Genomic DNA, 24,598 nt, shown 5'->3' with positions numbered 1-24,598 from the left:
GGGATGCTCCTCGAAGGCCGACCTTTCAAGATTTACGCGGACCGACGAGGCCAAACGGGGCTCCCTGCGGATCGCTGGCGACAATGATGAAGACGCCGCCCGGGACTTCGGCGGGGCCGTAGTGAATCGTGCCGCCCTGACCGGGCACAGCCTGTGCCGCGACATCGATGTCTTCGACGCCGAAATAGAATGTCCACCGGGGCGGCGGACCCTCCGGCATGCATGGCATCACGGCCCCGATGGTCCGGCCGCCATGGTTGATGAACTGGTAATCGCCCATCTCGCCCATAGGCATGGCATCGCCCTTCTCCCAGCCGAAGCGGGCCCGGTAGAAGGCGAGCGCAGCCTGCGGGTCGCCGGTGGCGAGCTCGTTCCAGTTGCAATGGCCGAACTTGCTCTGGTCGAACGCGGTGCTCGTGCCATCCACCGTACCACGCATGATGTAGAACATCACGCCTTGCGGGTCGGAGAGCATTGCGAAGCGGCCGACGCCCGGGATGTCGGTGGGCGGGATATGCTGCGCGCCGCCGTCCCGGACGACGTCGGCCGCTGCGGCGTCGACGTTCTCGACTGCTACGTAGCCGAGCCACATCGGGCGCATGCCCGCGTTCTCGGCGCCGGGCGGGAAGGGCATGAGGCCGCCCACATCCGTGCCGTTGATCCCGAAGACCCGGTAGCCGCGGTCTGAGCCTTCCGCCGGTCGGTTCTGCCAGCCGATCACAGCGCCGTAGAAGCGGGCGGCTGCATCCGCATCCTTCGTCAGGAGTTCGTACCAGATGAAGTCGCCGTGCTGATTGGCCATGACGTAGATCCTTATACGTCGAGGATCGGCATGAAGCCGCCGAAGATCATGCGCTTGCCGTCGAAGGGCATCTGCTGGCCCATCGCCTCCATGCGCGGATCGGTCATGATCTTCTGTTGGGCAGCGTCGCGAACTTCCTTGGACGGATACTCGATCCAGCTGAACACGACGACCTCGTCGTCCTTAGCCTGGACGGAGCGGCGAAAATCGGTGAGCTTGCCGTCCGGCACGTCGTCGCCCCAGCACTCGACCATGCGGGTAGCGCCGAACTCCTTGAACAGGGGCGCCGCCTCGGCCGCGTGCTTGCGGTATACTTCCTTCTTGTCCGCTGGAACGGCCAGCACGAACCCATCCACATATGACATCGCTATCTCCCTTGGCTTTGGGCCTAGTCCCTTGACAACTGTGTTGATATCAACATAAATAGGCCATGTCAAACAGCCGAGACATAATCTTCGAGACAACACATCAGGTGCGCGACACCTGCCTGTGCCTGCATGCGCAGCGGGCCGCCCGTGCGCTGTCGCGACGCTTCGATGAAGCTCTGCGGCCTGCCGGGATTACCTCTGGCCAGTTCTCTCTTCTGAACGCCCTTAACCGACCCAAGCCTCCGCCGATCGGTCCCGTCGCGCAGCTACTGGCAATGGACCGGACGACGCTGACCGCCGCCTTAAAGCCGCTTGAACGGGATGGACTCGTGACCATCTCCCGCGACCCGGAGGATGGCCGCAGCCGGCTTCTTTGCCTCACGGACAAGGGGCGGGAGGTGCTGGCCGCAGCCGTTCCGATCTGGCGCGACCTCCATGCCGCCATCGAGGCTAGCCTGCCGCAGTTGCCGCCGGATGACCTTCGGGGGGCGCTCAGGTCGCTTTCGCGGGCTGGCTGAGTTTCAGGGCGGGGGACCGGGGTTCTATCTTCCCGGTCTGCCCTTTTTCCATCATGGTTCACGTGCTATCGCGTTGCCGAACGAACAAAGGTGCGGCCAAGCTCGGCCGGACAGCAAACGCCAAATCGAACTTGGCTTGGACAGCATGATGAAACTCGGATGGACGCGGGCTCCCCTGGTGCTCGCATCGCTTATCGGTGGCCTGACCGCCGCGCAGGCGGACAGGATCAAGAATCCCACAGCCGTCTTCTCCGGCTTGGACAAGATCACCGGGCGAATTGTTTCGTTCGAGGTGGCTGTGGATGAGACTGTCCAGTTCGGCGCCCTTCAGGTGACGTCGCGGGTCTGCTTCACCAAGCCGGCCACGGAAACGCCGAACACTACGTCCTTCATCGAGGTGGACGAGCCCGGATCCGAGGGGAAGGGCAAGCGGGTCTTCTCGGGCTGGCTCTTCGCCGCAAGCCCAGGCCTGCACGGCCTTGAGCACCCGGTCTACGACATCTGGCTCGTGGACTGCAAAGGCGGCACCGAGGTGATCGCCGAGCCGAAGGAGACCCCCGAGGAGCTGCCGCCGATCCAGGATGCAGCCCGTGGCCCCAACGATCCGGCGCGGCCCGGTGACATCATGACCCCGGCGGGAGGCACGGCCCCACGTCCGCCCGCCGTCGAGACGGCACCCCTGCGGCAGCAGGCGCCTCAGCGCCAGCAGCCCGCCCGGCGACCGGCTGCGCCGATCATCAATTCCGATCGTCCTAATTAGGGGAAGCTGATCGCGGCGAGCGCTTCCTCGCCGCTCACGGTCCTGCCTCTCGGCCAGACATCCCAGTCGGCCGCATGCTCCATGGCATTGCGCAGCATCTGCTTGTAAGCCCGCCGCGGGACCTCGGTAGCGCCGAACTGCGCTAGGTGCGAGGTCACGAACTGCGTGTCAAGCAGTGAAAAGCCGCCTCGGCACAGGCGCGCTACGAGGTGCACGAGCGCCACCTTCGAGGCGTCGCGCTCGGTGTGAAACATGCTCTCCCCGAAGAACGCGCCGTTCAGCCTGACCCCGTAAAGGCCGCCAACGAGGCGGCCCTCCTGATAGACCTCCACCGTATGGCAGTAGCCGGAATCGAACAACTCGCCGTAGAGTTCGCGGATCCGCCGGCTGATCCAAGTCTTCTCCCGGTCGGCAGCCGGCGCGGCGCAGCCGGCGATCACTGCGTCGAAATCCCGATCCACATGAACCTCGAAGAAGTCAGAACGAACGGTGCGGGCAAGACGCTTGGAGACGTGGAAGCCGTTGAGGGGAATGATCCCACGCTCACGCGGCTCGACCCAGAACAGAGACGGATCATCCGCATCCTCCGCCATAGGAAAAATCCCGGCTGCGTAGGCTTTCAGCAGGATATCGGGGGTAATCTCAGGGGCGTGGTCGGAAGGGTGTGTCATTCATCAACATATCTGATCAATCAGGCTGTCCTTCAAAATAGGATAGCCTGAACGCGAAGTCAGACCGGTGTTAGATAGATTTTGCCGAGTTGCCTCATCTCGTCGTCGGTTTTTGGCAGCTTTGTTGCCAATCCCCATAAATCATATCTTTTCGGGCGTCTCAGTCCGAAGAAGTTGACGAATCCAGCTCGGACACAAGCATCGCCGAGAGATTTGAGCGTAAAGCCCGTATGATGGGCCATGTAGAGGTTCCCGTCCGCCATCGCAGGCCTGAACCCGTACATCATGTCGAGGGGTGCAACCGGCCCTCTGCCGCTGGTGTAGATCGGTGCTTCGATATCGCCCGAGGCCAAACGCTCACCGATTGTTTGAAGATCCGGGCAGGTGAGGATCACAAAGCCGTCCGACTTGAGAACTCGGCGCATCGCTTTCAGCGCCAAGGGCACTTCGTGTGGGTAGAGATGCTCGATGTTGTGGGCTGAGTAGACGGCGTCAAAGCTGTTCGATTCCACCTGGGACAGCTCAGGAAGTTTATCGATGAGATCCGGCTTCACGCTTCTGTCGATATCGAGCGTAACCTCCTCCCATTCTGACGAGGCAAAAGCCTTTACGGTCTGATTCTTACGCTTTGGGCCGCAGCCCACATGAAGAAAGCGAGGCATGATTTCCATGACCTCGCCTTCAATGACGGGGCCCCTGTTCTGTTGCAGCCAGAATAGCGGCCCCGATATTTTATAACAAGCTGTTATACCTGCTCGTCGCCCAACCCGCCCGTCTTCAGGAAGTTCTCCAGCCAATGGATGTCGTACTGGCCGTTCTGAATTTCCGGGTTGCGCACCAGGGTGCGGAAGAGCGGGAGCGTCGTGTCGATGCCGTCGACCACGAACTCGTCGAGAGCCCGGCGCAGGCGCATGAGGCACTCGTTGCGGGTGCGGCCATGGACGATGAGCTTGCCCACAAGGGAATCGTAATGCGGCGGGATGCGGTAGCCCTGATAGGCCGCCGAATCGACGCGTACGCCCAATCCGCCCGGTGGGTGGAAATAGCTGATCGTGCCGGGCGAGGGGCGGAAGGTCGAGGGGTGCTCGGCATTCACGCGGCACTCGATGGCATGGCCTTCGATCCTAACGTCTTCCTGCCTCACCGAGAGCGGGTGTCCCGCCGCCACGCGGATCTGCTCGTTCACCAGATCGATGCCGGTGATCATCTCCGTGACCGGGTGCTCCACCTGGATGCGTGTGTTCATCTCGATGAAGTAGAACTCGCCGTCCTCGTAGAGGAACTCGATGGTGCCGGCGCCCGCATATTGCAGTTCCTGCATGGCCTTGGCCACGACGCCCCCAATGCGTTCACGCATCTCCACGTTGAGGGCCGGCGAAGGGCCTTCCTCCCAGACCTTCTGGTGGCGGCGCTGGAGCGAGCAGTCGCGCTCGCCCAGATGAATGGCGTTGCCCTTGCCATCGCCGAGAACCTGGATCTCGATGTGGCGCGGCTTCTCGAGATACTTCTCGATATAGACTGCGTCATCGCCGAAGGCGGCCTTCGCCTCGGTCTTGGCGGTCTGGAGCGCGTGGACGAGGTCCTCCTCGGTGCGCGCCACCTTCATGCCGCGCCCGCCTCCGCCGGCCGCTGCCTTGATGATGACCGGGTAGCCGATCTCCTTGGCGACGCGCTTGGCCTCGTCGTCGTCGGTGATGCCGCCTTCCGAGCCGGGCACGCACGGAATGCCGAGGCGCTTGGCCGTGCGCTTGGCCTCAATCTTGTCACCCATGATGCGGATATGCTCCGCCTTGGGGCCGATGAACGCGATGCGGTGATGCTCCAGCACCTCCGCGAAGCGCGCATTCTCGGAGAGAAAGCCGTAGCCGGGATGGATCGCGTCGGCGCCGGTGATCTCGCAGGCGGCGATCAGGGCGGGGATGTTGAGATAGCTGTCGCGAGCGGCCGGCGGGCCGATGCAGACGCTCTCGTCGGCAAGGCGCACGTGCATGGCATCCGCGTCGGCGGTGGAATGCACCGCCACGGTGGCGATGCCGAGCTCCTTCGCGGCGCGCAGGATGCGCAGAGCGATCTCGCCTCGATTGGCAATCAGGATCTTATCGAACATATCGCGCCTTACTCGATGACGAGGAGGGGTTCGCCGTATTCAACAGGAGTTCCGTCTTCGACATAGATGGCCGTCACGGTGCCGGCGCGGGGGGCCACGATCTCGTTGAAGGTCTTCATGGCTTCGACGAGCAGGACCTTGTCGCCGGCCTGCACCTTGGAGCCGATCTCGACGAAGTTCTTCGCATCGGGCGAGGGCTTGCGGTAGGCGGTGCCGACCATGGGTGAGAGCACGGCGCCGGGATTGGGCGCGGCTGCCTTCGTGGCGGCTTCCGCAGCGGCAGCCACGGAGGGCGGCGGCGCCATGACCGGGGCGGGGGCGTGATGAGCTGCCGGGGCCGCCACCGGAACAGTAACGGCGGCGGTGACCATGCGCGCCACGCGAATGCGAAGGTCGCCCTTCTCCACTTCGATCTCGCTGAGATCCGTGTCGGCGATCAGGTTCGCCAGCTCGCGGACGAGATCAGGATCGAAAGGGTTTTCCTTGGCCATGGGGCTTACCTCTGCTTTTCTGAGGAATTAGTGCTGGGAGGGTTTTGCCGGACGGGCCCGCTCGGCCATCACCCGGTGAACCGCTTCCAGGCCGAGCAGGTAGCTCATGGGCCCGAAACCACAGATCACGCCGACGGAGACGGGCGCTATGAGCGAGCGATGGCGAAAGCCCTCGCGAGCATGAACATTCGAAAGGTGGATCTCGACCGTCGGAGCGCCGCTGCCCGAGATGGCATCGCGGAGCGCGATCGAGGTGTGGGTGTAGGCGCCGGCATTGATGACGATGCCTGCTCCTTGCGCTCCTGCCTCGTGGATCCAGTCGACCAGATGTCCCTCGTGGTTCGACTGGCGGAAGGTGACTGCCGCCCCAAGAGCCTCGGCCTTCTCGCGCACGAGCTTCTCGATGTCGGCAAGCGTGATGCTGCCATAGATCTGAGGCTCCCTGCGGCCGAGCAGGTTGAGGTTGGGTCCGTTGAGGACAAAGACGGTGGTCATCGGATAAGGAGCATTCCATGAAGCCCCATCAGGCGGAGCCGAAACGCCCTCTTAGCCAAAAGGCGGGCAGGGGGGAAGGGGAAAACCGGGGCTTTCCCAAGCTTGGCGTGGGTTCCGAAAGGGCAGAGGGCCTTATTTCAAGCGTCATGGCCGGGCTTGTCCCGGCCATCCACGTTTTCGAGCAGGGTTAAGACGTGGATCCCCGGAACAAGTCCGGGGATGACGGCGAGACAGTTCTAACCGCAATTCGCCTTGCCGCACTGGCGGACATTGTCCACGAGCTGTTTCAGGGGTTCCAGGCCGACCGCGCCGGGGATGACCGTTTCGCCGACGATGAAGGCCGGGGTTCCGGAAAGGCTCAGCTTGTCGCCGAGCGCCATGTTCTCCTGGAGGGCATTGCGGATCTCGGCGCTCTCGATGTCCTTCTGCAGGCGGGCCATGTCGAGGCCCATTTCCTTGGCGACCGTCATGGCGCGCTCGCCGTTGACGCGGCCGCGGGTGTCCATGACCTTCACGTGATAGTCGAAGAGCTTCCCGCCCTGGAGCTGGTTCTTGACCGCGAGCGCCACCCGGCTGGCCTCGACGGAATCGGGCCCGAGCACCGGGAAGTCCTTCAGGACCACGCGGAGCTTGGGATCGCTCTTCATGAGGGTCTGGACGTCCGCCAGCGCCTTCTTGCAGTAGCCGCAATTGTAGTCGAAGAACTCGACCAGGGTCACGTCGCCCGACGGATTGCCGACCACGTAGGAGTGCGAGGCGTTCAGGAGCGACTGCCGGGTTTCCTTCACGGCGCCAGCCTGTGCGACCTGCTGCGCTTCCCCCTGGCGCTTCTCAAGTTCGGCGATCACCTCTGTCAGGACCTCCGGATTCTTCAGGAGGTAGTCCTTCACGATCTCGCCGATGGCCTGCTTCTGCTGGTTGGTGAAAACCGAGCTCTGCGCCATCGCGACGGGGGGCATGGCCAACGTGCCGAGCAGAGCCACGGCCTGGCCGATTTTGAGAAGCGAAGAGCGCATATTCGGTCCTTTGCGGAGAATTTCTTGAGACAAGTCTCGTCTGTAACGATGGTTCGAGGCAGACTTGAGACACGTCTGTTCTATGGTGAGTTAGCGGCTTGAGGCGTGCGGCGTCAAATCACGGGTTTGTTGCAAGGTGGATCCTCTGTCATCCCCGGCGAGCCGTAGGCGAGGGAAGGGGATCCATAGCGCTGAGGTTGTGAGCGGATTTCCTTACCCTTCGCTGACGCGTCCTCCCGGGAATGACACCTGGAAGCATCTTGAGACCAGTTCTCCAACGGGCTACGACCCTCCCCATGACCAAATCACCTGCCGATCTCCATAAGCCTCTCATCGCGCGCCGCATGGATCGCGTCGCCTCGTTCCTCGCCATGGACGTACTGAGCGCGGCGGCGGCGAAGGAGAGGCGGGGGGACAGCGTGATCCACATGGAGGTGGGCCAGCCCTCGGCACCTGCGCCTCGGGCAGCGCGTGAGGCCGCGAAGGCGGCCCTCGACCTCGGGCGTATCGGCTACACTGAGGCGCTGGGCATGTCCGCCCTGCGTGAGCGGATCGCCAAGCATTACAAGGACACCTATGGCGTAACTATCGCGCCGGAACGGGTGGTGGTGACCACCGGCTCCTCGGCCGGGTTTGTGCTGGCCTTCCTGAGCCTCTTCGATCCGGGCCAGCGGGTGGCGATCACGGCACCAGGTTATCCCGCCTATCGCAATATCCTGGAGGCGCTGGGCATCGAGCCGGTGACGATCTCGCTCACCAAGGCGGATGGCTGGATCATGACCGCCGAGTCCATTGCGAAGGCCCATGCGGAAAAGCCCCTGCACGGCATTCTGGCCATGAGCCCGGCGAACCCGTCCGGCACCATGATCGGCCGCAAGGCACTGGCCGAACTCGGCGAGACATGCCGCCGCATGGGCCTGTGGTTCGTGTCCGACGAGATCTATCACGGCCTCACCTATGGCGAGCCGGCTTCGACGGCGCTTACCTCGGACGACGATGCGGTGGTGATCAACTCGTTCTCGAAATACTACTGCATGACCGGCTGGCGCATCGGCTGGATCGTGGTGCCGGAGCGCTTGGTGCGACCCATCGAGCGGCTGGCCCAGAACCTCTACATCTCGCCGCCCTACCTCTCTCAGGTGGCGGCGCTCGCCGCCTTCGATGCCATGGACGAGTTGGAGACCGTCAAGGCAGGCTACGCCCGCAACCGCGCCTATCTGCTGGAGGAGCTGCCGGGGGTCGGCATCACCGATATGCATCCAGTCGACGGCGCCTTCTACATCTATGCCGATGTCGCCCGCTTCACGAACGATTCCATCGGTTTCTCAAAGCGGATGCTGGAGGAGGCGGGCGTTGCCGCAACACCCGGTCTCGACTTCGATCCTATCGAAGGATCGCACTACCTGCGCCTGTCCTTCGCGGGTTCGGAGAACGACTGTCGGGAAACGGTGGCCCGGTTGAAGGGGTGGTTGAAGTAGCGCTGCTCCCGTCATCACCGGCCTTGTGCCGGTGATCCCGATGGCTTGTAGCGCTGCGCTTTTCAGCATCGGGATGGCCGGGACAGGCCCGGCCATGACGGAAGCCGAGGCGTGGTCCTCTTATGAGCCAGCCTCTCAGGATGAGGGTTGTGTTTCCCAGAAAGCAGATGGCTGCAGCAGTATAGAGTTCAAACAAAAATGCCCGGCGTTGAGCCGGGCATTTCTTTTTGACTTTACGATCCGCTCAGGACCGACTTGGCCTTGGACCACCAGCCCGCGCGCTTCGGGCGCTCCGGGTCGGGCGGGGTCAGCACGACCGCCACCGGCTCGGGCTCCGGGATGACCGGTGCGGGAGCGGCAGGCTCTTCCGCCACAGGTTGCTGAGGCGCCACGATGCGCTCTTCCTCGGCGGCAGGCTTATGAGCCGCGGCCACGGGTTGGGGGTCTGCGGGAGAGGCCTCGTCGGAGGCCGGTGCAGCCTGGGACTGATCGGGGGCCACGAAGCCTTCTTCCTGCGCGAACTCGACCGTCTCGTCACGGCCGCGTCCACGACCGCCGCGGCGACCGCGACGGCGGCGACGTCCGCCGCGCTCATCGTCGGATTCACCAGCTTCGGTCGATGCAGCCTCGGACACCTGGCCTTCTGCCTCGTCCTCTCCGGCCTCGCCCTCGGATTCGTCACCCTCGGCGCTCTCGTCGCCTTGGTCCGCTCCGGCAGAAGCCTCGCGGTCGCGGCCCCGACGGCGACGGCGGCGGCGGCGACGGCGGCGATCGCCTTCGCTTTCACCTTCGACCTGCTCGCCGCGCTCCTCGCCGGCGGCCTGGGTGTCCTCGGCGGCTTCCTCTTCCATCTCGACCTCATCTTCCTCGACAGGCTCGTCGATGGGGATGATGGCGTCGATCTGGATGCCGGTCGCGGCGGACTTGTGTTCCAGCTTGAGGGCCGGCTCGCCGCGGTCGATGGCGTAGGTCGTGTGGCCCTGCAGTGTGTCGTCGGCCACTATGGAGATCGCGACGCCGAAGCGGCTCTCGAGCTCGCGCAGGTGAATGCGCTTCTGGTTCAGGATGTAGAAGGCTGCCTCCATCCTGGTGCGGACCACGAGGTTGTAACTGGCATTCTTGATGAGGGTTTCCTCGATCGAGCGCAGCACCTGCAGGGCGACGGACGGCGTCGAGCGCACGAAGCCGGTGCCGGCGCAGTGCGGGCAGGGGATCGAGGAAGATTCGAGCACGCCCGTGCGGATGCGCTGGCGCGACATCTCAAGCAGGCCGAAGGGCGAGATGCGGCCCACCTGGATGCGGGCGCGGTCGTTCTTCAGGCACTCGTTCAGCTTCTTCTCGACGGCGCGGTTGTTCCGCTTCTCCTCCATGTCGATGAAGTCGATGACGACAAGGCCGGCGAGATCGCGCAGGCGCAGCTGGCGGGCGATCTCTTCGGAGGCTTCGAGGTTCGTCCGAAGGGCCGTGTCCTCGATATTGTGTTCGCGGGTGGAGCGGCCGGAGTTCACGTCGATGGAGACGAGGGCTTCCGTCGGGTTGATGACGAGGTAGCCTCCCGACTTGAGCGTCACCACGTTCGAGAACATCGCATCGAGCTGGGCCTCGACACCGAACTTGGCGAAGAGAGGCTGCGGGTCGCGGTAGGGTTGGACCAGCTTCGAATGGCTCGGCATGAGCATCCGCATGAAGTCCTTGGCCTCGCGATAGCCCTCCTCACCGGCGACCATCACGTCGTCGATGTCCTTGTTGTAGAGGTCGCGGATGGCGCGCTTGATCAGCGAGCCTTCCTCGTACACGAGGGCAGGGGCGGCGGACTTGAGGGTCAGCTCGCGCACGCTCTCCCACAGGCGCATCAGGTATTCGTAGTCGCGCTTGATCTCGGGCTTGGTGCGCGAGGCGCCGGCCGTGCGCAGGATGATGCCCATGCCTTCGGGCACCTCCAGCTCCTGGGCGATTTCCTTCAGGCGCTTGCGGTCGGCCGCATTGGTGATCTTGCGGGAAATGCCGCCGCCCCGGCCCGTGTTGGGCATGAGCACCGAGTAGCGGCCGGCAAGCGACAGGTAGGTGGTGAGCGCCGCGCCCTTGTTGCCGCGCTCCTCCTTGACGACCTGGACCAGGAGGATCTGGCGGCGCTTGATGACTTCCTGGATCTTATACTGCTTGCGCGGGGTGCGGCGGCGCTGGGGCAGATCCTCGATGGCGTCGTCGCCGCCGAGTTGCTCGACGATCTCGTGCTCCTCGAGCTCGTCCTCGTCTTCTTCGTCCTCATCGTCGGACGATTCCTGATCGCCATCAGTCGAACGGGCCTCGGCTTCGTCAGAGGCATCCTCGTCCTGAGCGGAGGCGGCATGCGCCGATCCCTCGACCGCTTCGACCGCGGCCTCTTCAGCGCTCTCACGAGCTTCCGATGTCTCGATCCTGGCCGATCCGTCCTCGAAAGCCTCCACCTGCGGAGCTTCATTCATCTCGCCGGCATCCGACTGATCGGCAGCATCGACCGCCTGATCGGCCTCTACGGTGCCGGCTTCGGCCTCCGTGGAGACCACAGTCTCGCTGTTGTCGGCGCGGCGCGGGGAGGACCGGCGGCGACGCCCGCCGCGGCTGCTGCGGCGCTCCTCCTCGTGCTCCTCCTCGCGCTGGGCTTCCGCCTCGGCTTCGAGCAGGGCTTGCCGGTCGGCGACCGGGATCTGGTAGTAATCGGGATGGATTTCGCTGAAAGCCAGGAACCCGTGGCGGTTTCCGCCGTATTCCACAAAGGCCGCCTGGAGAGACGGTTCGACCCGGGTGACCTTGGCGAGATAGATATTCCCGCGCAACTGCTTCCGGTTAGCGGATTCGAAGTCGAATTCTTCGACCTTCTGACCGCGTACCACCACGACCCGGGTTTCTTCCGGGTGGGAGGCATCGATGAGCATCTTGTTTGCCATGTTGAACTCTCGACATGGCGATCGAGGGCAGGACCTGAGGCAGGGGCCGCATTGTGGGCGGTGAGGCACGCCGCAAACGAAGGCGACGGGCTGAAATTGCGTTCGGAGTGCTGTCGATCGCCATCCTGCGCCGCGAAGGGGCGCATTCTGGGTTGAATTGGGCCGGCTCGGGGCCGGAAAGGGTGGTGCTGGGGCGTGCGCGAAGGGATACGCGCGATTCGAACGATGCAGAAACGAAGGTCATAGCTGACTTCGTGTGTGCAACCATTCGAGACGGCCCTTTCGTAGATATCGATGGGCCGGGTGAACCGGCCATCGGCGAGCGGCGACAGACGTCGCCCTATGATCCTGTCCGTAGCCTGTCGAGGGTGAGGCGGTCCCTGAAGGATCGGTCAACACAACCGTCTCCCTCGGAGCTGCCGTCAGATTCGGCCATGCCGGACGGGATCAAGATCATTACAGATCAAATGGGGCAATTGGCAAGATGCTGTCTCACTGTGCCTTGAATGCAACAGAGTCTCAGCAAAGTGCCGCTCGGCGTGAGGTTCCGTTAACCAAACGCTGGCTATGAGTATAGGACAGGACGCTCGAAACCTAGCGATCAGCGATGCCTCTTACCCTCTTCATACGCCTTATCGGTGCGTGCCTTGTGGCGATCATCCTCGCCGCTGGGGCAGGGCCTGCCTGGGCTTTGGGAGGCGGTGCGAAGCCTGCGACCCCGATCGTCGCCGCAGCTGCCGCGGTTGAAACGGATGGGGCGAAGACACGCTTCAAGGTGACCCTTTCGAAGCCCGTGACGGCAGAAGTCTCTCTCATGGAGCGCCCGGACAGGCTGATCATCGACCTGCCGGAGGTCGCCTTCCATCTTCCGGCCGAGGCCGGGCGCAGCAAGGAGGGGCTCATCGCCTCCTACCGCTACGGTCTCTTCGCGACGGGCCGTTCCCGCGTGGTGATGGAACTGACGCAGCCCGCTGTCGTGTCCGGAATGACGACTGCACCCGACCCCACGGGTGCCGCCACGATTCTGACCATCGAGTTGTCCCGCGTCGATCGGGAGGAGTTCCGCAAGTCTGCGGCCGGAAGCGCGCCGCCGGCGAAAGACACCCCTGCACCTGTGGCCCAGGCGGCGAAGGACGCCCGCCCGGTGATCATGATCGATCCCGGCCACGGCGGCATCGATCCGGGCGCTGCAGCCTCCTCGGGAAGCGTGGCCGAAAAGGATCTGGTGCTTTCCTTCGGCCAGCGGCTGAAGAAGAAGCTTGAGGAGAGCGGCCGCTACAAGGTGCTCCTGACCCGTGACCAGGACGTGTTCGTCTCCCTCGGCGACCGGGTGCGCGCCGCGCGGGCTGTCCAGGCTGACCTCTTTATCTCCATCCATGCGGATTCGATCTCGGGCGGGCAGGACGTGCGCGGGCTGACGATTTATACCGGGTCCGAGCGAGCCTCCGACGCGGATTCCGCCCGGCTGGCCGATCGCGAAAACAAGGCCGATGCGGTGGCCGGTGTCGATTCGGGCGACATGCCGGACGACGTCTCCGACATCCTGATGGACCTGACCCTTCGGGAGACCCGCGGCTTCTCCCACGGCTTCGCCAGCCGCCTCGTGGGCGAGTTCGATTCGGTCGCCCGCCTCAATAAGAATCCTCACCGGCAGGCCCGATTCCAGGTGCTGCGGGCGCATGATGTACCGTCCGTCCTTGTCGAACTTGGCTATCTGTCGAGCCAAAAAGACTTAGATTTGTTGATGTCGGACGAATGGCGGGCCAAAATGGTCTCGGCCATGTCGAATGCCGTGGATCGATTTTTCGCCACACGGCTCGCCCGGCGAGGCGCTGCCGCCGCAGTTTTACCATAGAGTGGGTGTGGATACCCGTAGCGGGGGCGCGATTCATCGGCTAACGAGGGTCCGCGTTTCAATATCTATATAAACGGGCGCCTGAAGGCGCCGTCATGGAACACCTTCGGATGCGCTTCGTCCTACGATTTTTCGGCTTTCTCTTCAGCGTTGGAGCGATCTTCTTCCTGATCGGCGCTGTCGGGCTTGCCTATGGATTCTGGTTCTATTCGAAGGATTTGCCGGATCACGCCCAGCTCGCCAATTACGAGCCGGCGGTGATGACCCGCATCCATGCGTCCGACGGTAGCCTGATCGCCGAATATGCCCGCGAACGCCGGCTCTACGTGCCGATCGATTCTGTGCCCAAGCTCATCATCGGAGCCTTCCTGTCGGCGGAGGACAAGAATTTCTACAAGCACCCGGGCATCGACCCGGAGGGCCTGATGCGCGCCATCGTGATCAACCTCCGCTCGGGCGGATCGCGGGAGCAGGGCGCTTCCACCATCACCCAGCAGGTCGCCAAGAACTTCCTGGTCGGCAACGAGCGCAGCTATGAGCGCAAGATCCGCGAGGCGCTGATCGCGCTGCGCATGGAATCGACCTTCTCGAAGGACAAGATTCTTGAGCTCTATCTCAACGAGATCTTCCTCGGGACCCTGACCCCCGGGCGCAATCTGCACGGCATCGCGGCCGCTGCCCTGGATTATTTCGGTAAGTCGATCCACGAGCTGACCATCGCCGAGGCCGCCTATATCGCGGCCCTGCCGAAGGGACCGAACAATTACCACCCGTACCGCCAGCGCAAGGCCGCCGTCGAGCGCCGCAACTGGGTGATCGAGCGCATGGCCGTCAACGGCTATATCTCCAAGGAGGCGGCGGATGCGGCCCAGAAGGAGCCGCTCAACGTCAAGCCTCGCAACGTTTCTCCGAACAGCATCGCGTCGGGCTATTTCGCCGAAGGCGTGCGCCGCGACATCGCCGAGCGCTACGGCGAAGAGACCCTCTACGAGGGCGGCCTGCTGATCCGCTCGACCCTCGACCCCAAGATGCAGGCCATGGCCCGCAAGTCGCTTGTGGACGGCCTCGTGCGCTTCGACGAGGCGCGCGGCTGGCGCGGCGCCCAGCAGAAGATCGATTTGGCGGGCCGTGAGTGGGGTCTGGCTCTGGCCGAGGTGCCGGTGCTCGGCGATATCCAGCCTTGGCGCGTGGCCGTCGTGCTTGAGGTAACCGGCGGACGTGCCAAAGTCGGCTTGCAGCCGAAGCGCGAGGCCTCAGGCCAACTGGTCAAGGATCGTGAAACCGGCCTTGTCACCGCCGACGGCGCGAAATGGACCCGCCGACCCGTCGAGCGTGCCGTTTCCGTTGGCGATGTGGTCTATGTGGAGCCCTTGGCCGACAAGGAGGGGCAGTTCCGCTTGCGCCAGATCCCTGAGATCTCCGGTGCCATCGTGGCCATGGACCCGAATACGGGCCGCGTCCACGCCATGGTGGGCGGCTTCTCCTACGATCAAAGCGAGTTCAACCGCGCCATCCAGGCCATGCGCCAGCCGGGCTCCTCGTTCAAGCCCATCGTGTATGCCACGGCTCTCGACAACGGCTATACGCCGTCGTCGCAGGTTCTCGACGGGCCGTTCGTTCTCGACATGGGGCCGGGGCAGGCGGCATGGGCGCCGTCGAACTATGACGGCAAATCGGCCGGTGTGCGCACGCTCCGCTACGGCATCGAGCACTCCAAGAACCTGATGACGGTGCGTCTCTCGAATGAGATCGGCATGCCCACGATCTCCGAATATGCCCGCCGCTTCGGCGTCTATGACGACATGCTGCCGCTGCTCTCCATGTCGCTCGGCGCCGGCGAGACCACGGTCATGCGCATGACGGCGGCCTACTCGATGTTCGTCAATGGCGGCCGCCGCATCAAGCCGACCCTGATCGACCAGATCCAGGATCGCAACGGCCGGACGATCTACCGTCACGACGACCGCAAATGCGCGAACTGCAATGCGGAGAAGTGGGACGGCGGCGCCGCACCCAAGCTCACCGAGAACCGGGAGCAGGTAATCGACCCGCTCACCGCCTACCAGATCACCTCGATCCTGGAAGGCGTGGTCCAGCGTGGCACCGCCCAGACGGTCAAGGCCGTCGGCAAGCCGCTCGCGGGCAAGACCGGCACCACCAACGACGCCAAAGACGTGTGGTTCGTCGGCTTCTCGCCGGATCTCGCCGTGGGTGTGTTCCTCGGCTACGACCAGCCGAAGTCGCTCGGCAATGCGGCCACGGCCGGCCAATACGCGGCTCCGGTCTTCCGCGACTTCATGCAGATGGCGCTCAAGGACAAGCCTGCGACGCCGTTCCGCGTGCCGGCCGGCATCAAGCTCATCCGCGTCAATGCCTCGACCGGAACCCGCGCAGGCGGCGATGGCGGCGGCACGATCCTCGAAGCCTTCAAGCCCGGACAATCCCCGCCGGAATTCGTCCCGCCTGAGCCTGAAGAGGTCCCGCAGGCGGAATATCAGGGCGGCCCCGCGCCCCGGCAAGCCGGAGGTGTGGGACCCGGCGGATTGTACTGACCGGCCCAGCCCACATATCAATGCACTCCCGATAACGAGACAGGAACGAGACAGGGCCCCTACCTCCTGAAAAGGAGGCAGGGGCTTGCCTCTTTCGGGACGGTCATGGGCCTCGAAGTGCATTCCCCTTTGAGGCTCGATACTCTAAGAAGCCGTCATCACAGGCACGGACAGAACGAACGGAACAATGCGCGCTGAAATCCAACACCTCGTAGAAGAGACCAAGCAGTCTGTCGGGCTGCTGAGGAGGCATCTTTGACTGGGATACTGCCCAGCGCCGCCTCGCAGAACTGAACGCCCAGGCCGAAGATCCAAACCTCTGGAACGATGCCGATGTCGCGCAGAAGATCATGCGCGAGCGCACGTCGCTTGAAGACCAGATCTCGGCTGTCAAGCGCCTTCAGCAGGAACTTGAGGACGCCATCACCCTGATCGAACTCGGTGACGCCGAGGGCGACGAGGACACGATCAAGGAGGGCGAGGAAGCAATCCGCGGCCTTCAGGCCGAGGCCGCCCGCCGTCAGGTCGAGACCCTGCTCTCAGGCGAGGCCGACGCCAACGATACCTATGTGGAAGTGCATTCGGGCGCCGGCGGCACGGAAAGCCAGGACTGGGCCAACATGCTCCAGCGCATGTATGCCCGCTGGGCCGAGCGCCGGAAATACAAGGTCGAGCTCCTCGAAATCACCGACGGCGAAGAGGCCGGCATTAAGAGTGCCACGCTCCTGATCAAGGGCCACAACGCCTATGGCTGGCTCAAGACCGAGTCCGGCGTGCACCGTCTCGTGCGCATCTCGCCCTACGATTCCAACGCCCGCCGCCATACGAGCTTCGCGTCGGTGTGGGTTTATCCAGTGGTGGACGACCGCATCAACATCGAGATCAAGGAATCCGACTGCCGCATCGATACGTTCCGCTCCTCGGGCGCGGGCGGCCAGCACGTGAACACCACCGACTCGGCCGTGCGTATCACCCACATCCCGAGCGGCATCGTGGTGGCCTGCCAGCAGGAGCGCTCGCAGCACAAGAACCGGGCGACAGCCTGGAACATGCTGCGCGCCCGCCTCTACGAGGCCGAGTTGAAGAAGCGCGAGGAGAAGGCCAGCGCGGAGGCCGCCGCCAAGACCGATATCGGCTGGGGCCATCAAATCCGTTCCTATGTGCTGCAGCCTTACCAGATGGTGAAAGACCTGCGCACGGGAACCCAGTCGACTGCTCCGCAGGACGTGCTTGACGGCGACCTCGACCCCTTCATGGAAGCCTCGCTCGCCCAGCGCGTCTATGGGGGTGAAGCCGAGGTCGAGGATATCGATTAACGATCATGGATGAGAGGCTGCTTTAATGATTTGAGCGCTGCCTCTTTTCACAAGTCGATGATGTAATACGTGTCAGGTAATCAGAAAGTGGCCAGCCTTAAGCTTTGCTTCGTAGCTTAGGGAAGCAATTTTGATCTGCTGGATTGAACCTGTTCCATCGGGATCGTAGAAGAGACTGCCCGTATACCCACCATCAAAGATAATCCTGTCGGACTCATCTTGAGCTTTGCTGGCGATAACGAAACTGTCGCCTGCGAGTTTCCCCTTCGGGCCAAGAGTTAGAAATATCTTAGATGAGAGGTTGATGGCATCATCCTTGGCGACGAAGTCGTAGATGGTATCGCCATCACCGGACAAGGCTGGGGCTGTATCGAAGATAAAGACATCGCGTCCAGGGCCGCCGATCATCACATCCTCGCCATCCCCGCCGGACAACGTGTCATTGCCTATGAATCCCTGAATGACATCGTTTCCGGCAGCGCCCTTGATCACGTCCTTGACGCTCGTTCCGCGGAGTATATCCGCTCCTGCCTTGCCCACCTGCGTAAGAATCTCTTTTTTGGCATTCCAGGACCACGCGGCAGTCTGCTTGCCGTCCATTTTTGGTGAGCCGTAAAGCGCTCTGGCGGCTTGAATGTCAAAAGGCCCTAGCTTTGTTGGAGGCTCCGTATAGGTATAGCTCATGACGCTGTAGCTCGTATTGTCGTAAGCTTCTGTGAGCACCGCGGGATTCATAGGTTTCGATGAATCGAAAGTGTGTTTGAATCCCAAAGCATGACCAATTTCATGGAGAAGGACGTAAGCTTTAAAGTTCTTATTCTCATTGAAGTAGGTCTCTAGAAGAGAATTTAGGTAGATGTCGCCTCCAACATCATCGAAGTAAGTATAGTATTGAGGTTTTTCCGGATAAGGAGTGTAAGCAGATGGTTGATAGCCTAGCCCAGAATTATCGCCCCCAGTATACATCCAGCTGAATTGAATATCGCCTTTGCCACCTTTCGTTTCTAAGAAGGTGATCCCGCTTGCGTCGCCCCATTGCTTCAGTGCATCGCGAGCCTCCTGTTGTTCTTTCCTTGAGAAGGCATGCCAAGTGTCGACAAGGTCAGGATTGGCCCCTTTTTCATGATCGGCGATCTTGGAAGGGAATGAGTAGGTGATGAAGACGGGACTTTTCGTGAGCTTCATTCCCTCAGGAGTCACCCAACTATGTCCAGACAGTAAAGCCTTATAATTTGTGATTGCCTTACCTTTAGGAGGGCTCTTCGCTTCATGTCGCAAGAATGAGCTTCCAAGAGTAGCGCCATAACAAGCAAAGCACATATATTATCTCTATACGTTATATCGATTCATTTATTCCTAATATTTTTGATGTTCGATGACAACCCTCTCACCCTTGAAATGTGAGCAAGACTCACCTTTCCTTTACCCGCTCGGTAACCGCGACCTGAGTTTGTCGGAAGCCTCACTCTTTCAGTGTGTCTATGGATGTGGGGCTGAGGTCGAGCAAAGGCCTATCCTCAGGCAAGGATAGGCCTTTGCTATCGGCGGCCAGATCTACACGATGAGAAAGTCGTAGGACTTAACCGTCACCGTTTGCGTGAATCGCGCAAAGCACGAAGCGGCACTGGGGCCGGAGCCATCCGCGTCATAGGAGAGAGATCGCCCAGCGAAGTCGAAGAGGATCCTGTCATCCGCATCCTTCGCCACCGATCCCTCCACGAACACCTCAAAGCGCAATGAGCCCTTGGTGAGGGTGCTGAAGACAGTTGATGATAGGAGGATCTTGTCCCCCGCCCAGCCGCCGAAATCGACGATCTGATCCACGTCGTCGACACCGTTGAACCAGGTGTCGAAAACGAACTGATCGCTGCCTGCGCCGCCTTTCAGGACATCACTGCCCGCGCCTCCATGAAGCGTGTCGTTCTCGAAACCACCATCCAGGTTGTCGGCGCCGTCGCCACCTTGCAGGATGTCGTTGCCATCCCCACCGCTCAGGATGTCGTTGTCGATGTCTCCGTTCAGCATGTCATCGTCATCGCCACCGTCGAGATTGTCGCTACCCGCGCCTCCCTGCAGGGTGTCATTACCATCGTCACCCTTCAGGACATCGTTGCCGGATTCACCGTAGAGGAGGTCATCGTCATATCCACCGCCGAGGTTGTCATAGCCTGCGGCGCCCTGCAGCAGATCATTGCCGTCTCCGCCTCTCAGCACATCGTTGCCGTAGTGCCCATACAGTTTATCGTCGTCATCCCCGCCGCTTAGGACATCGTTGCCGGATCCCCCATCCAGACTGTCATTGCCGGCAAAGCCATAGAGCTTGTCATTGCCGCTGACGCCTTTGATGATGTCTTTGGCGTTGACGCCATAGATAGTGTCCGCCTTGCTCTTGCCGGTTTGGGACAGGGTTTCCTTCGTCTTGTTCCAGTACCATTTCGCCACCTGATGCCCATCCTGCGAAGGATCGCCGTAGAGCGCGCGAATGGCCGCGATGTCCAAGGCTCCAAGCCCGACGGGGCCCATATCGACGTCGCCATCCGTGTAGCTCATGACCGTGTGCTTGACGTTGTCGAGATCTGAACTCAGCAGTTCCTTGTTATGAGGCATCTTATGGAAGGGATGCTTGAGACCCAGGGCGTGGCCTATCTCGTGAAGAAGGACGTAGAGCATGAAATTCGGGTTTCGGGTGATCTCCGATCGGTTCTGGGTGTTCAGGTAAACATTCCCGCCGCTTTCGTCCCGCGCCTGATCCGTCCATCCGTCGAAGGTATCGCGGGCAAGTTCCGGGAACTCCGCCCAGGCGGTGACCGTGTACCAGTTCCAGTCCCATTGAAATATCAGTTCGGCACCGCCCTTCCTGACCTCAATGAACCGGATGCCGCTGGCATCCCCCCACATTTTCAGAGCCTTCTGGGCCATAGCTTTCTCGGCGCTGCCGAACTTTGACGCTCCCTCGGACACAGCATTGAAGGAATAGGTGAGGAAGACAGGTCGCTTGGTGGTCCTCAGGGAAGAATAAGCATTCCAGCTTTGGCCGGAGAGAATGGCTGTGTAGCTCGACATTGGGGGTCACTGCGCAGGAGGGATCAGTGGATGGCGGACATTAGGAATATTTGATAGGCAGCCGCAATGGGCCATCCTGTCGCTAACCCAGCGCCTGGGCCGCCTTGAGCACCTCTTCCGCATGGCCCGGCACTTTCACCTTGGCCCAGACCTGCGCGATGACGCCGTTCCGGTCGATCAGCACCGTGGTGCGCTCAACGCCCATGTACTTGCGGCCATACATGCTCTTCTCCACCCAGACGCCAAAGTCCTGCAGCATGGCCGTGGCTTCGTCCGAAGCCAGGGTGAAATCCAGGCCGTATTTGGCGCGGAACTTGTCGTGGCTCTTCAAGCTGTCGGGCGACACTCCCACGATCTCAGTGTCCGCAGCCAGGAACTCGGCTTTCAAGGCCTGGAAGTTCTGCGCCTCCAGAGTGCAGCCGCTGGTGTCGTCCTTCGGGTAGAAGTAGAGCACGACTTTGCGGCCTTTCAGGCCAGCGAGGCTGATCTCCCGACCATCTGTCGCAGGCAGGGAGAAGTCCGGAGCCCTGGTTCCGATGCTAAGAGCCATGAAACGCCTTCCTTTTGGCGGAATGTACTGATTGGAAACCTCTGGTGTGCACGACTGAGGGGGAAACAGTCGCGGGACGCTCCCAAGGCGGTTAAGGTCACACCTCTTGATTCCCTGAATAGCGCCCAAGCGCAAGAACCGGATTGCCAAACGTCACAGGAATGAAGCTGCCCTTGCGTAACACGTTGTCCCGGCGAGACCCGGTCAAGCGAAGCCTCCTTCGGCGCGTGGTGCGTGGCACTCTCTATGTGAAGCTTGGGTTGATCGTCTTCCTGACCGCTGCCTTCGGGCTTCTCTACCTGCGCCTGTCCGCTGCCCCCATGAGCTTCGGCCGTCTGCCCGAGCGGGTCGCGGAGGCGCTGGCGTCACGGATCGGGCCTGGCTGGACAGTAACGCTACGTAATACGGCGATCGAGCTGCATGACGGTTCCCCGGCGCTTCGAGCGAATGGCCTCGATATCCGCGCCCCTGGCGGCGATCTCGTTCTCCGGGCGCCCTATGCCATCCTGAGCGCGGATATGACCTCGCTCCTGACGGCTAATCTCCAGCCCAAAGCCATCGAGGTTCGTGACCTGCAATTGCGGGTCCGGGTTAACCGCGACGGCTCGCTCTCCTTCTCGCCCGTGCAAGGGGCTGACGAGGAGGGAGCCCAGCCCGGCCCTGCCACACCGGAGCCCTCCAAGGAAGCGGCCGCTTCAATGGCCCGCGACGTGAACGGGCCTTCTCCCGTCTCCGGAGCTGTCGGATCGCTGCTCGAACTCATCGTCGGTCCCGGAAGCGTTCTGAATTCGCTCAACCAGGCCCAGTTGACCAATGCGCGCTTGGTCTTCATCGATGCGGACGGTCGTGAGCGGGCGAGATTTCAGCGTGTCGATGCCGCCTTCGACTGGACAGAGAACGGCGGTCGGCAGTTCGCTGCAACGGTCGAAGGGCCGCAAGGACCCTGGCAGCTGAACGGCGACGCCAGGGTGGAAGGCAAGGACGCTTACCGGGCCAGCGTCGTGGCCGAGCGGGCGCCCATCACGGACATTCTCCTGCTCTCCGGCGCCTCCGAAGTCCCGGCGACCACGGATCTCGAGTTTTCGGGCCGCTTTGACCTGGCCTTTGCAGAGGGGCGCGTAACGGAGCTAAAAACGCGGTTGGAAAGCAGCCCTGGCACGATCCAGATCCAGGACCCGGACACCTCTCCGTTCCCGGTCGAGAAGGCTGTCATCGAGGCCCATTGGGACGAGCCTGCGAAAGCGCTCGAGCTCCAGCGCATCGAGGCAAAAGGCGTAGATACAAATCTGCGTCTGCAGGGCCGCCTGTTGGCCGCGGATGGACATAACCCTTGGCGCCTGAGCCTGGGGGGGCGGGACATCACCTGGTCAGGAGCTGCCGAAGGGGACCGGCCCCTGCGGGTCAGCGAGTTCGCGGCAGATCTTTCCGGGCACGACGGTGTCAGGATCAACGGCATTACGCTCAAAGGTCCGGATCTTTCCGCCCGCATCAGCGGTCTCCTGGCGGCCAATGCCGACCCGAAGGGGCTGAGGCTCGATGTGCGCGCCGAGAAAACAGAGGTTCGCTCCGCCCTGCGAATTTGGCCGGAAGCCGTGGCTCCGGCGGTCCGGCGGTATCTGGTGTCCCATCTAAAGGCCGGGATGCTCGAGTCCATCGATCTCAAGGTCGCCATGACCGGCGCCGACATCGAGAAGGCTCTGAACGGCGGTCCGACCCCTGACGAATCCCTCAAGATCGACTTCGCGGTTTCCAACGGCACCTTGAAGGTCGATGAGGGCATCCCGCCGATCTCCGGCATGAACGCGACGGGACATGTCACCGGAATGAAGGTGCACGTTCGCGCGCCGACCGGGCTCGTTCAGATGGCGAACAATCGATCCCTGTCGGCCTCCGAGGGCGCCTTTGTCCTGGACAATTACTGGGACGACAACGGAGTGGCGCGCATCGACTTCCGCCTTACGGGGGGAGCCGACGGCCTCGGGGCGCTTCTGCTGGAGCCGCGGATCAAGCAGATTGCGGGCTTCAACATCGATCCGGCTACCATGAAGGGCAAGACGGATCTGCGAGTCGGAATCGGCCTACCCATCAATGACATTCCCCAATTCATCGACCTGCCTCTGAAGGTCGGTGGAACGGTCAGCGACTTCGGCGTTGATGGCTTCTTCGGGAAGGATCGCCTGGAAGGCGCCGACCTGACCATCGCGTATGACCGGGGCGATCTGTCCGTCAAAGGTAACGGTAAACTCGCCGGCAGCGCGGCCGCCATCGACCTCCAGAAAAGCCGGCAGGGCGGGCAGGCGAGCGTGGCCTTCGCCCTGGACGAGGCCGCACGCAGCCGGCGCGGGTTGTCCTTCGGCTCTCAGCTGACCGGGACCGTGGGCCTGAAGGCTAGCCTGCCTCTGGGCGAGAATGCGCCGTCCGTCATCAATGTCGAAGCGGACTTGGCCAAAGCCGGCGTCGATCAGCTCGTTCCCGGTTGGGTGAAGCCGGTCGGCAGGCCGGGCAAGCTCACCTTCACCATGGTCGAGGGACCGACGAGCGAGATCCGCGATCTGCAGCTCGACAGCGGCAATGTCCAGCTGCGGGGCCATGCCACGCTCACTGATGAGGGTAGCCTGGACAAGGCGGAGCTCTCGACCTTCAAGCTTTCGCCCGGCGACGACATGCGCGCTCAGATCGAGCGTGCCAACGGGGTCTACAAGGTCACGATCCGGGGCAATGTGGGCGATGCGCGGCCTTTTGTGAAAGGCGGAGGAACAGCCCCGTCAGCCGGGCGCAGCGGGGCGGCGAGTAAGGACATCAAGGATTTCGATCTCGATCTCAACCTCAACATCCTGACCGGCTTCAACGAGGAGGCGATCACCAACGCCTCCGTCAAGGCGTCCATGCGCAAGGACAGCCTGCGCCAGCTCGATCTAAAGGGGCGGCTTGGGGCAACCGACATTCTTGGCCGCACCATTCCCCAGAGCGGCGGCAGCCCGGTGGTGATCATCCAGGCGGAAGATGCGGGCGCACTCCTGCGCTTCACGGACATTTACAAGCGCATGTCGCGCGGCAATCTCATCCTTCAGCTCTCCACCGGGGATGAACCGCAGGCCGGGCATGTGATCATGCATTCCTTCGCGCTGGTCAACGAGCCGGCCCTGCGCCGCATCATCCCGACCCAGACCCAGGTCGTGGCGGGGCGCGATCAGGCCGGCAAGCCGCAATTGGTCCGTGTGGATGTAAACGAGGTCCAGTTCACAAAGGCGCGGCTCGAGTTCTCCCGCGGTGCCGGGCGCCTCGATTTCAAGGATGCGGCGATCTGGGGCAACCAGATCGGATTCACCCTTGGCGGCTTCATCGACTATGCCCGCGACCGTCTCGACGTATCGGGAACCTTCGTGCCGGCCTACGGGCTCAACAACGTGTTCGCCCAGGTGCCGCTGTTCGGGCCGCTGCTGGGCGGCGGGCAGAATGAAGGGCTGTTTGCAGTCAATTTCCGCCTGAACGGGCAGGCGAGCGCGCCGTCCCTGTCGGTCAACCCGCTCTCGGCGGTGGCGCCCGGCTTCCTGCGCAAGCTGTTTGGCGTAGGAGCCGAGCAGGCGCCGCAGACAGGGTCACTGCCGGCGACTTCTGACCGATAAGGA

The 24,598-nt window shown here is 62.5% G+C and carries 19 protein-coding genes; 7 read left to right on the top strand and 12 right to left on the bottom strand.

Annotated features, from left to right (window positions below):
• Positions 1–25: 25 nt before the first annotated feature.
• Together I2H36_RS17140 and I2H36_RS17135 are read right to left on the bottom strand one after the other, a co-directional pair.
• Positions 26–802, bottom strand: a complete 777-nt coding sequence (locus tag I2H36_RS17140; RefSeq protein ID WP_196265119.1) for a VOC family protein — start codon at positions 800–802, stop codon at positions 26–28.
• Between the two features lie 11 nt (positions 803–813).
• Positions 814–1,167: a DUF1428 domain-containing protein gene (locus tag I2H36_RS17135; protein ID WP_196265118.1), complete on the bottom strand. Its 354-nt coding sequence runs from the start codon at positions 1,165–1,167 to the stop codon at positions 814–816.
• A 65-nt stretch (positions 1,168–1,232) separates the two neighbouring features.
• Between I2H36_RS17135 and I2H36_RS17130 the strand changes: the two genes are divergently transcribed.
• Both I2H36_RS17130 and I2H36_RS17125 read left to right on the top strand, forming a co-directional pair.
• Positions 1,233–1,688: a MarR family winged helix-turn-helix transcriptional regulator gene (locus I2H36_RS17130; protein ID WP_196265117.1), complete on the top strand. Its 456-nt coding sequence runs from the start codon at positions 1,233–1,235 to the stop codon at positions 1,686–1,688.
• Between the two features lie 148 nt (positions 1,689–1,836).
• Positions 1,837–2,448, top strand: a complete 612-nt coding sequence (locus I2H36_RS17125; protein WP_196265166.1) for a DUF2155 domain-containing protein — start codon at positions 1,837–1,839, stop codon at positions 2,446–2,448.
• On the opposite strand, the gene aat is transcribed toward I2H36_RS17125, so the two are convergent.
• From aat to I2H36_RS17095, 6 genes are all read right to left on the bottom strand, one after another.
• Positions 2,445–3,119 carry a leucyl/phenylalanyl-tRNA--protein transferase gene (aat, locus tag I2H36_RS17120; protein ID WP_196265116.1) on the bottom strand — a complete coding sequence of 225 codons (675 nt, stop codon included), beginning with the start codon at positions 3,117–3,119 and terminating at the stop codon, positions 2,445–2,447. The two genes, I2H36_RS17125 and aat, sit on opposite strands and share 4 nt — an antisense overlap.
• 59 nt (positions 3,120–3,178) lie before the next feature.
• Positions 3,179–3,790: a class I SAM-dependent methyltransferase gene (locus tag I2H36_RS17115; RefSeq protein WP_210331117.1), complete on the bottom strand. Its 612-nt coding sequence runs from the start codon at positions 3,788–3,790 to the stop codon at positions 3,179–3,181.
• Positions 3,791–3,864: 74 nt separating this feature from the next.
• The gene (gene accC, locus I2H36_RS17110) at positions 3,865–5,226 is read right to left on the bottom strand and encodes an acetyl-CoA carboxylase biotin carboxylase subunit (protein ID WP_196265115.1); all 1,362 of its coding nucleotides are present in this window, start codon (positions 5,224–5,226) and stop codon (positions 3,865–3,867) included.
• Between the two features lie 8 nt (positions 5,227–5,234).
• Positions 5,235–5,717, bottom strand: a complete 483-nt coding sequence (gene accB, locus I2H36_RS17105; RefSeq protein WP_196265114.1) for an acetyl-CoA carboxylase biotin carboxyl carrier protein — start codon at positions 5,715–5,717, stop codon at positions 5,235–5,237.
• Between the two features lie 27 nt (positions 5,718–5,744).
• Positions 5,745–6,212 (bottom strand): type II 3-dehydroquinate dehydratase, encoded by a 468-nt coding sequence (aroQ, locus tag I2H36_RS17100; protein ID WP_196265113.1) that lies wholly within the window; start codon positions 6,210–6,212, stop codon positions 5,745–5,747.
• A gap of 236 nt (positions 6,213–6,448) precedes the next feature.
• The gene (locus I2H36_RS17095; RefSeq protein WP_196265112.1) at positions 6,449–7,228 is read right to left on the bottom strand and encodes a DsbA family protein; all 780 of its coding nucleotides are present in this window, start codon (positions 7,226–7,228) and stop codon (positions 6,449–6,451) included.
• Positions 7,229–7,524: 296 nt separating this feature from the next.
• Between I2H36_RS17095 and I2H36_RS17090 the strand changes: the two genes are divergently transcribed.
• The gene (locus I2H36_RS17090) at positions 7,525–8,706 is read left to right on the top strand and encodes a pyridoxal phosphate-dependent aminotransferase (protein WP_196265111.1); all 1,182 of its coding nucleotides are present in this window, start codon (positions 7,525–7,527) and stop codon (positions 8,704–8,706) included.
• 233 nt (positions 8,707–8,939) lie between these two features.
• Here I2H36_RS17090 and I2H36_RS17085 read toward each other — a convergent pair whose 3' ends face one another.
• Positions 8,940–11,633 (bottom strand): Rne/Rng family ribonuclease, encoded by a 2,694-nt coding sequence (locus tag I2H36_RS17085; RefSeq protein ID WP_196265110.1) that lies wholly within the window; start codon positions 11,631–11,633, stop codon positions 8,940–8,942.
• 607 nt (positions 11,634–12,240) lie between these two features.
• On the opposite strand from I2H36_RS17085, the gene I2H36_RS17080 reads away from it, so the two are divergent.
• From I2H36_RS17080 to prfB, 3 genes are all read left to right on the top strand, one after another.
• Positions 12,241–13,488 (top strand): N-acetylmuramoyl-L-alanine amidase, encoded by a 1,248-nt coding sequence (locus I2H36_RS17080; protein ID WP_196265109.1) that lies wholly within the window; start codon positions 12,241–12,243, stop codon positions 13,486–13,488.
• Between the two features lie 110 nt (positions 13,489–13,598).
• The gene (locus I2H36_RS17075) at positions 13,599–16,040 is read left to right on the top strand and encodes a penicillin-binding protein 1A (protein WP_196265164.1); all 2,442 of its coding nucleotides are present in this window, start codon (positions 13,599–13,601) and stop codon (positions 16,038–16,040) included.
• 187 nt (positions 16,041–16,227) lie between these two features.
• Positions 16,228–17,356 (top strand): peptide chain release factor 2 gene (prfB, locus tag I2H36_RS17070; RefSeq protein ID WP_196265108.1). Its coding sequence is split into 2 segments (ribosomal slippage): positions 16,228–16,296 and positions 16,298–17,356, totalling 1,128 coding nucleotides; the frame shifts between segments, so codons are not numbered across the junction.
• Between the two features lie 72 nt (positions 17,357–17,428).
• Here prfB and I2H36_RS17065 read toward each other — a convergent pair.
• The 3 genes from I2H36_RS17065 to I2H36_RS17055 all read right to left on the bottom strand — a co-directional run bounded on the left by I2H36_RS17065 (position 17,429) and on the right by I2H36_RS17055 (position 20,969).
• Positions 17,429–18,541, bottom strand: a complete 1,113-nt coding sequence (locus I2H36_RS17065; RefSeq protein ID WP_196265107.1) for a M10 family metallopeptidase — start codon at positions 18,539–18,541, stop codon at positions 17,429–17,431.
• Positions 18,542–18,910: 369 nt separating this feature from the next.
• A complete protein-coding gene (locus I2H36_RS17060; protein ID WP_196265106.1) occupies positions 18,911–20,419 on the bottom strand; it encodes a matrixin family metalloprotease in 1,509 nt (502 codons plus the stop codon).
• An 82-nt stretch (positions 20,420–20,501) separates the two neighbouring features.
• On the bottom strand, positions 20,502–20,969 hold the full coding sequence (locus tag I2H36_RS17055) for a peroxiredoxin (RefSeq protein WP_196265105.1): 468 nt from the start codon (positions 20,967–20,969) through the stop codon (positions 20,502–20,504).
• A gap of 173 nt (positions 20,970–21,142) precedes the next feature.
• Between I2H36_RS17055 and I2H36_RS17050 the strand changes: the two genes are divergently transcribed.
• The gene (locus I2H36_RS17050) at positions 21,143–24,595 is read left to right on the top strand and encodes a YhdP family protein (RefSeq protein ID WP_196265104.1); all 3,453 of its coding nucleotides are present in this window, start codon (positions 21,143–21,145) and stop codon (positions 24,593–24,595) included.
• Positions 24,596–24,598 lie beyond the last annotated feature (3 nt).

Source organism: Microvirga terrestris, from assembly GCF_015694425.1.
In the GTDB taxonomy this organism is placed as follows: domain Bacteria; phylum Pseudomonadota; class Alphaproteobacteria; order Rhizobiales; family Beijerinckiaceae; genus Microvirga; species Microvirga terrestris.
The sequence above is the reverse complement of the archived record's forward strand: the minus strand, read 5'-3'. Positions and strand labels throughout refer to the sequence as shown.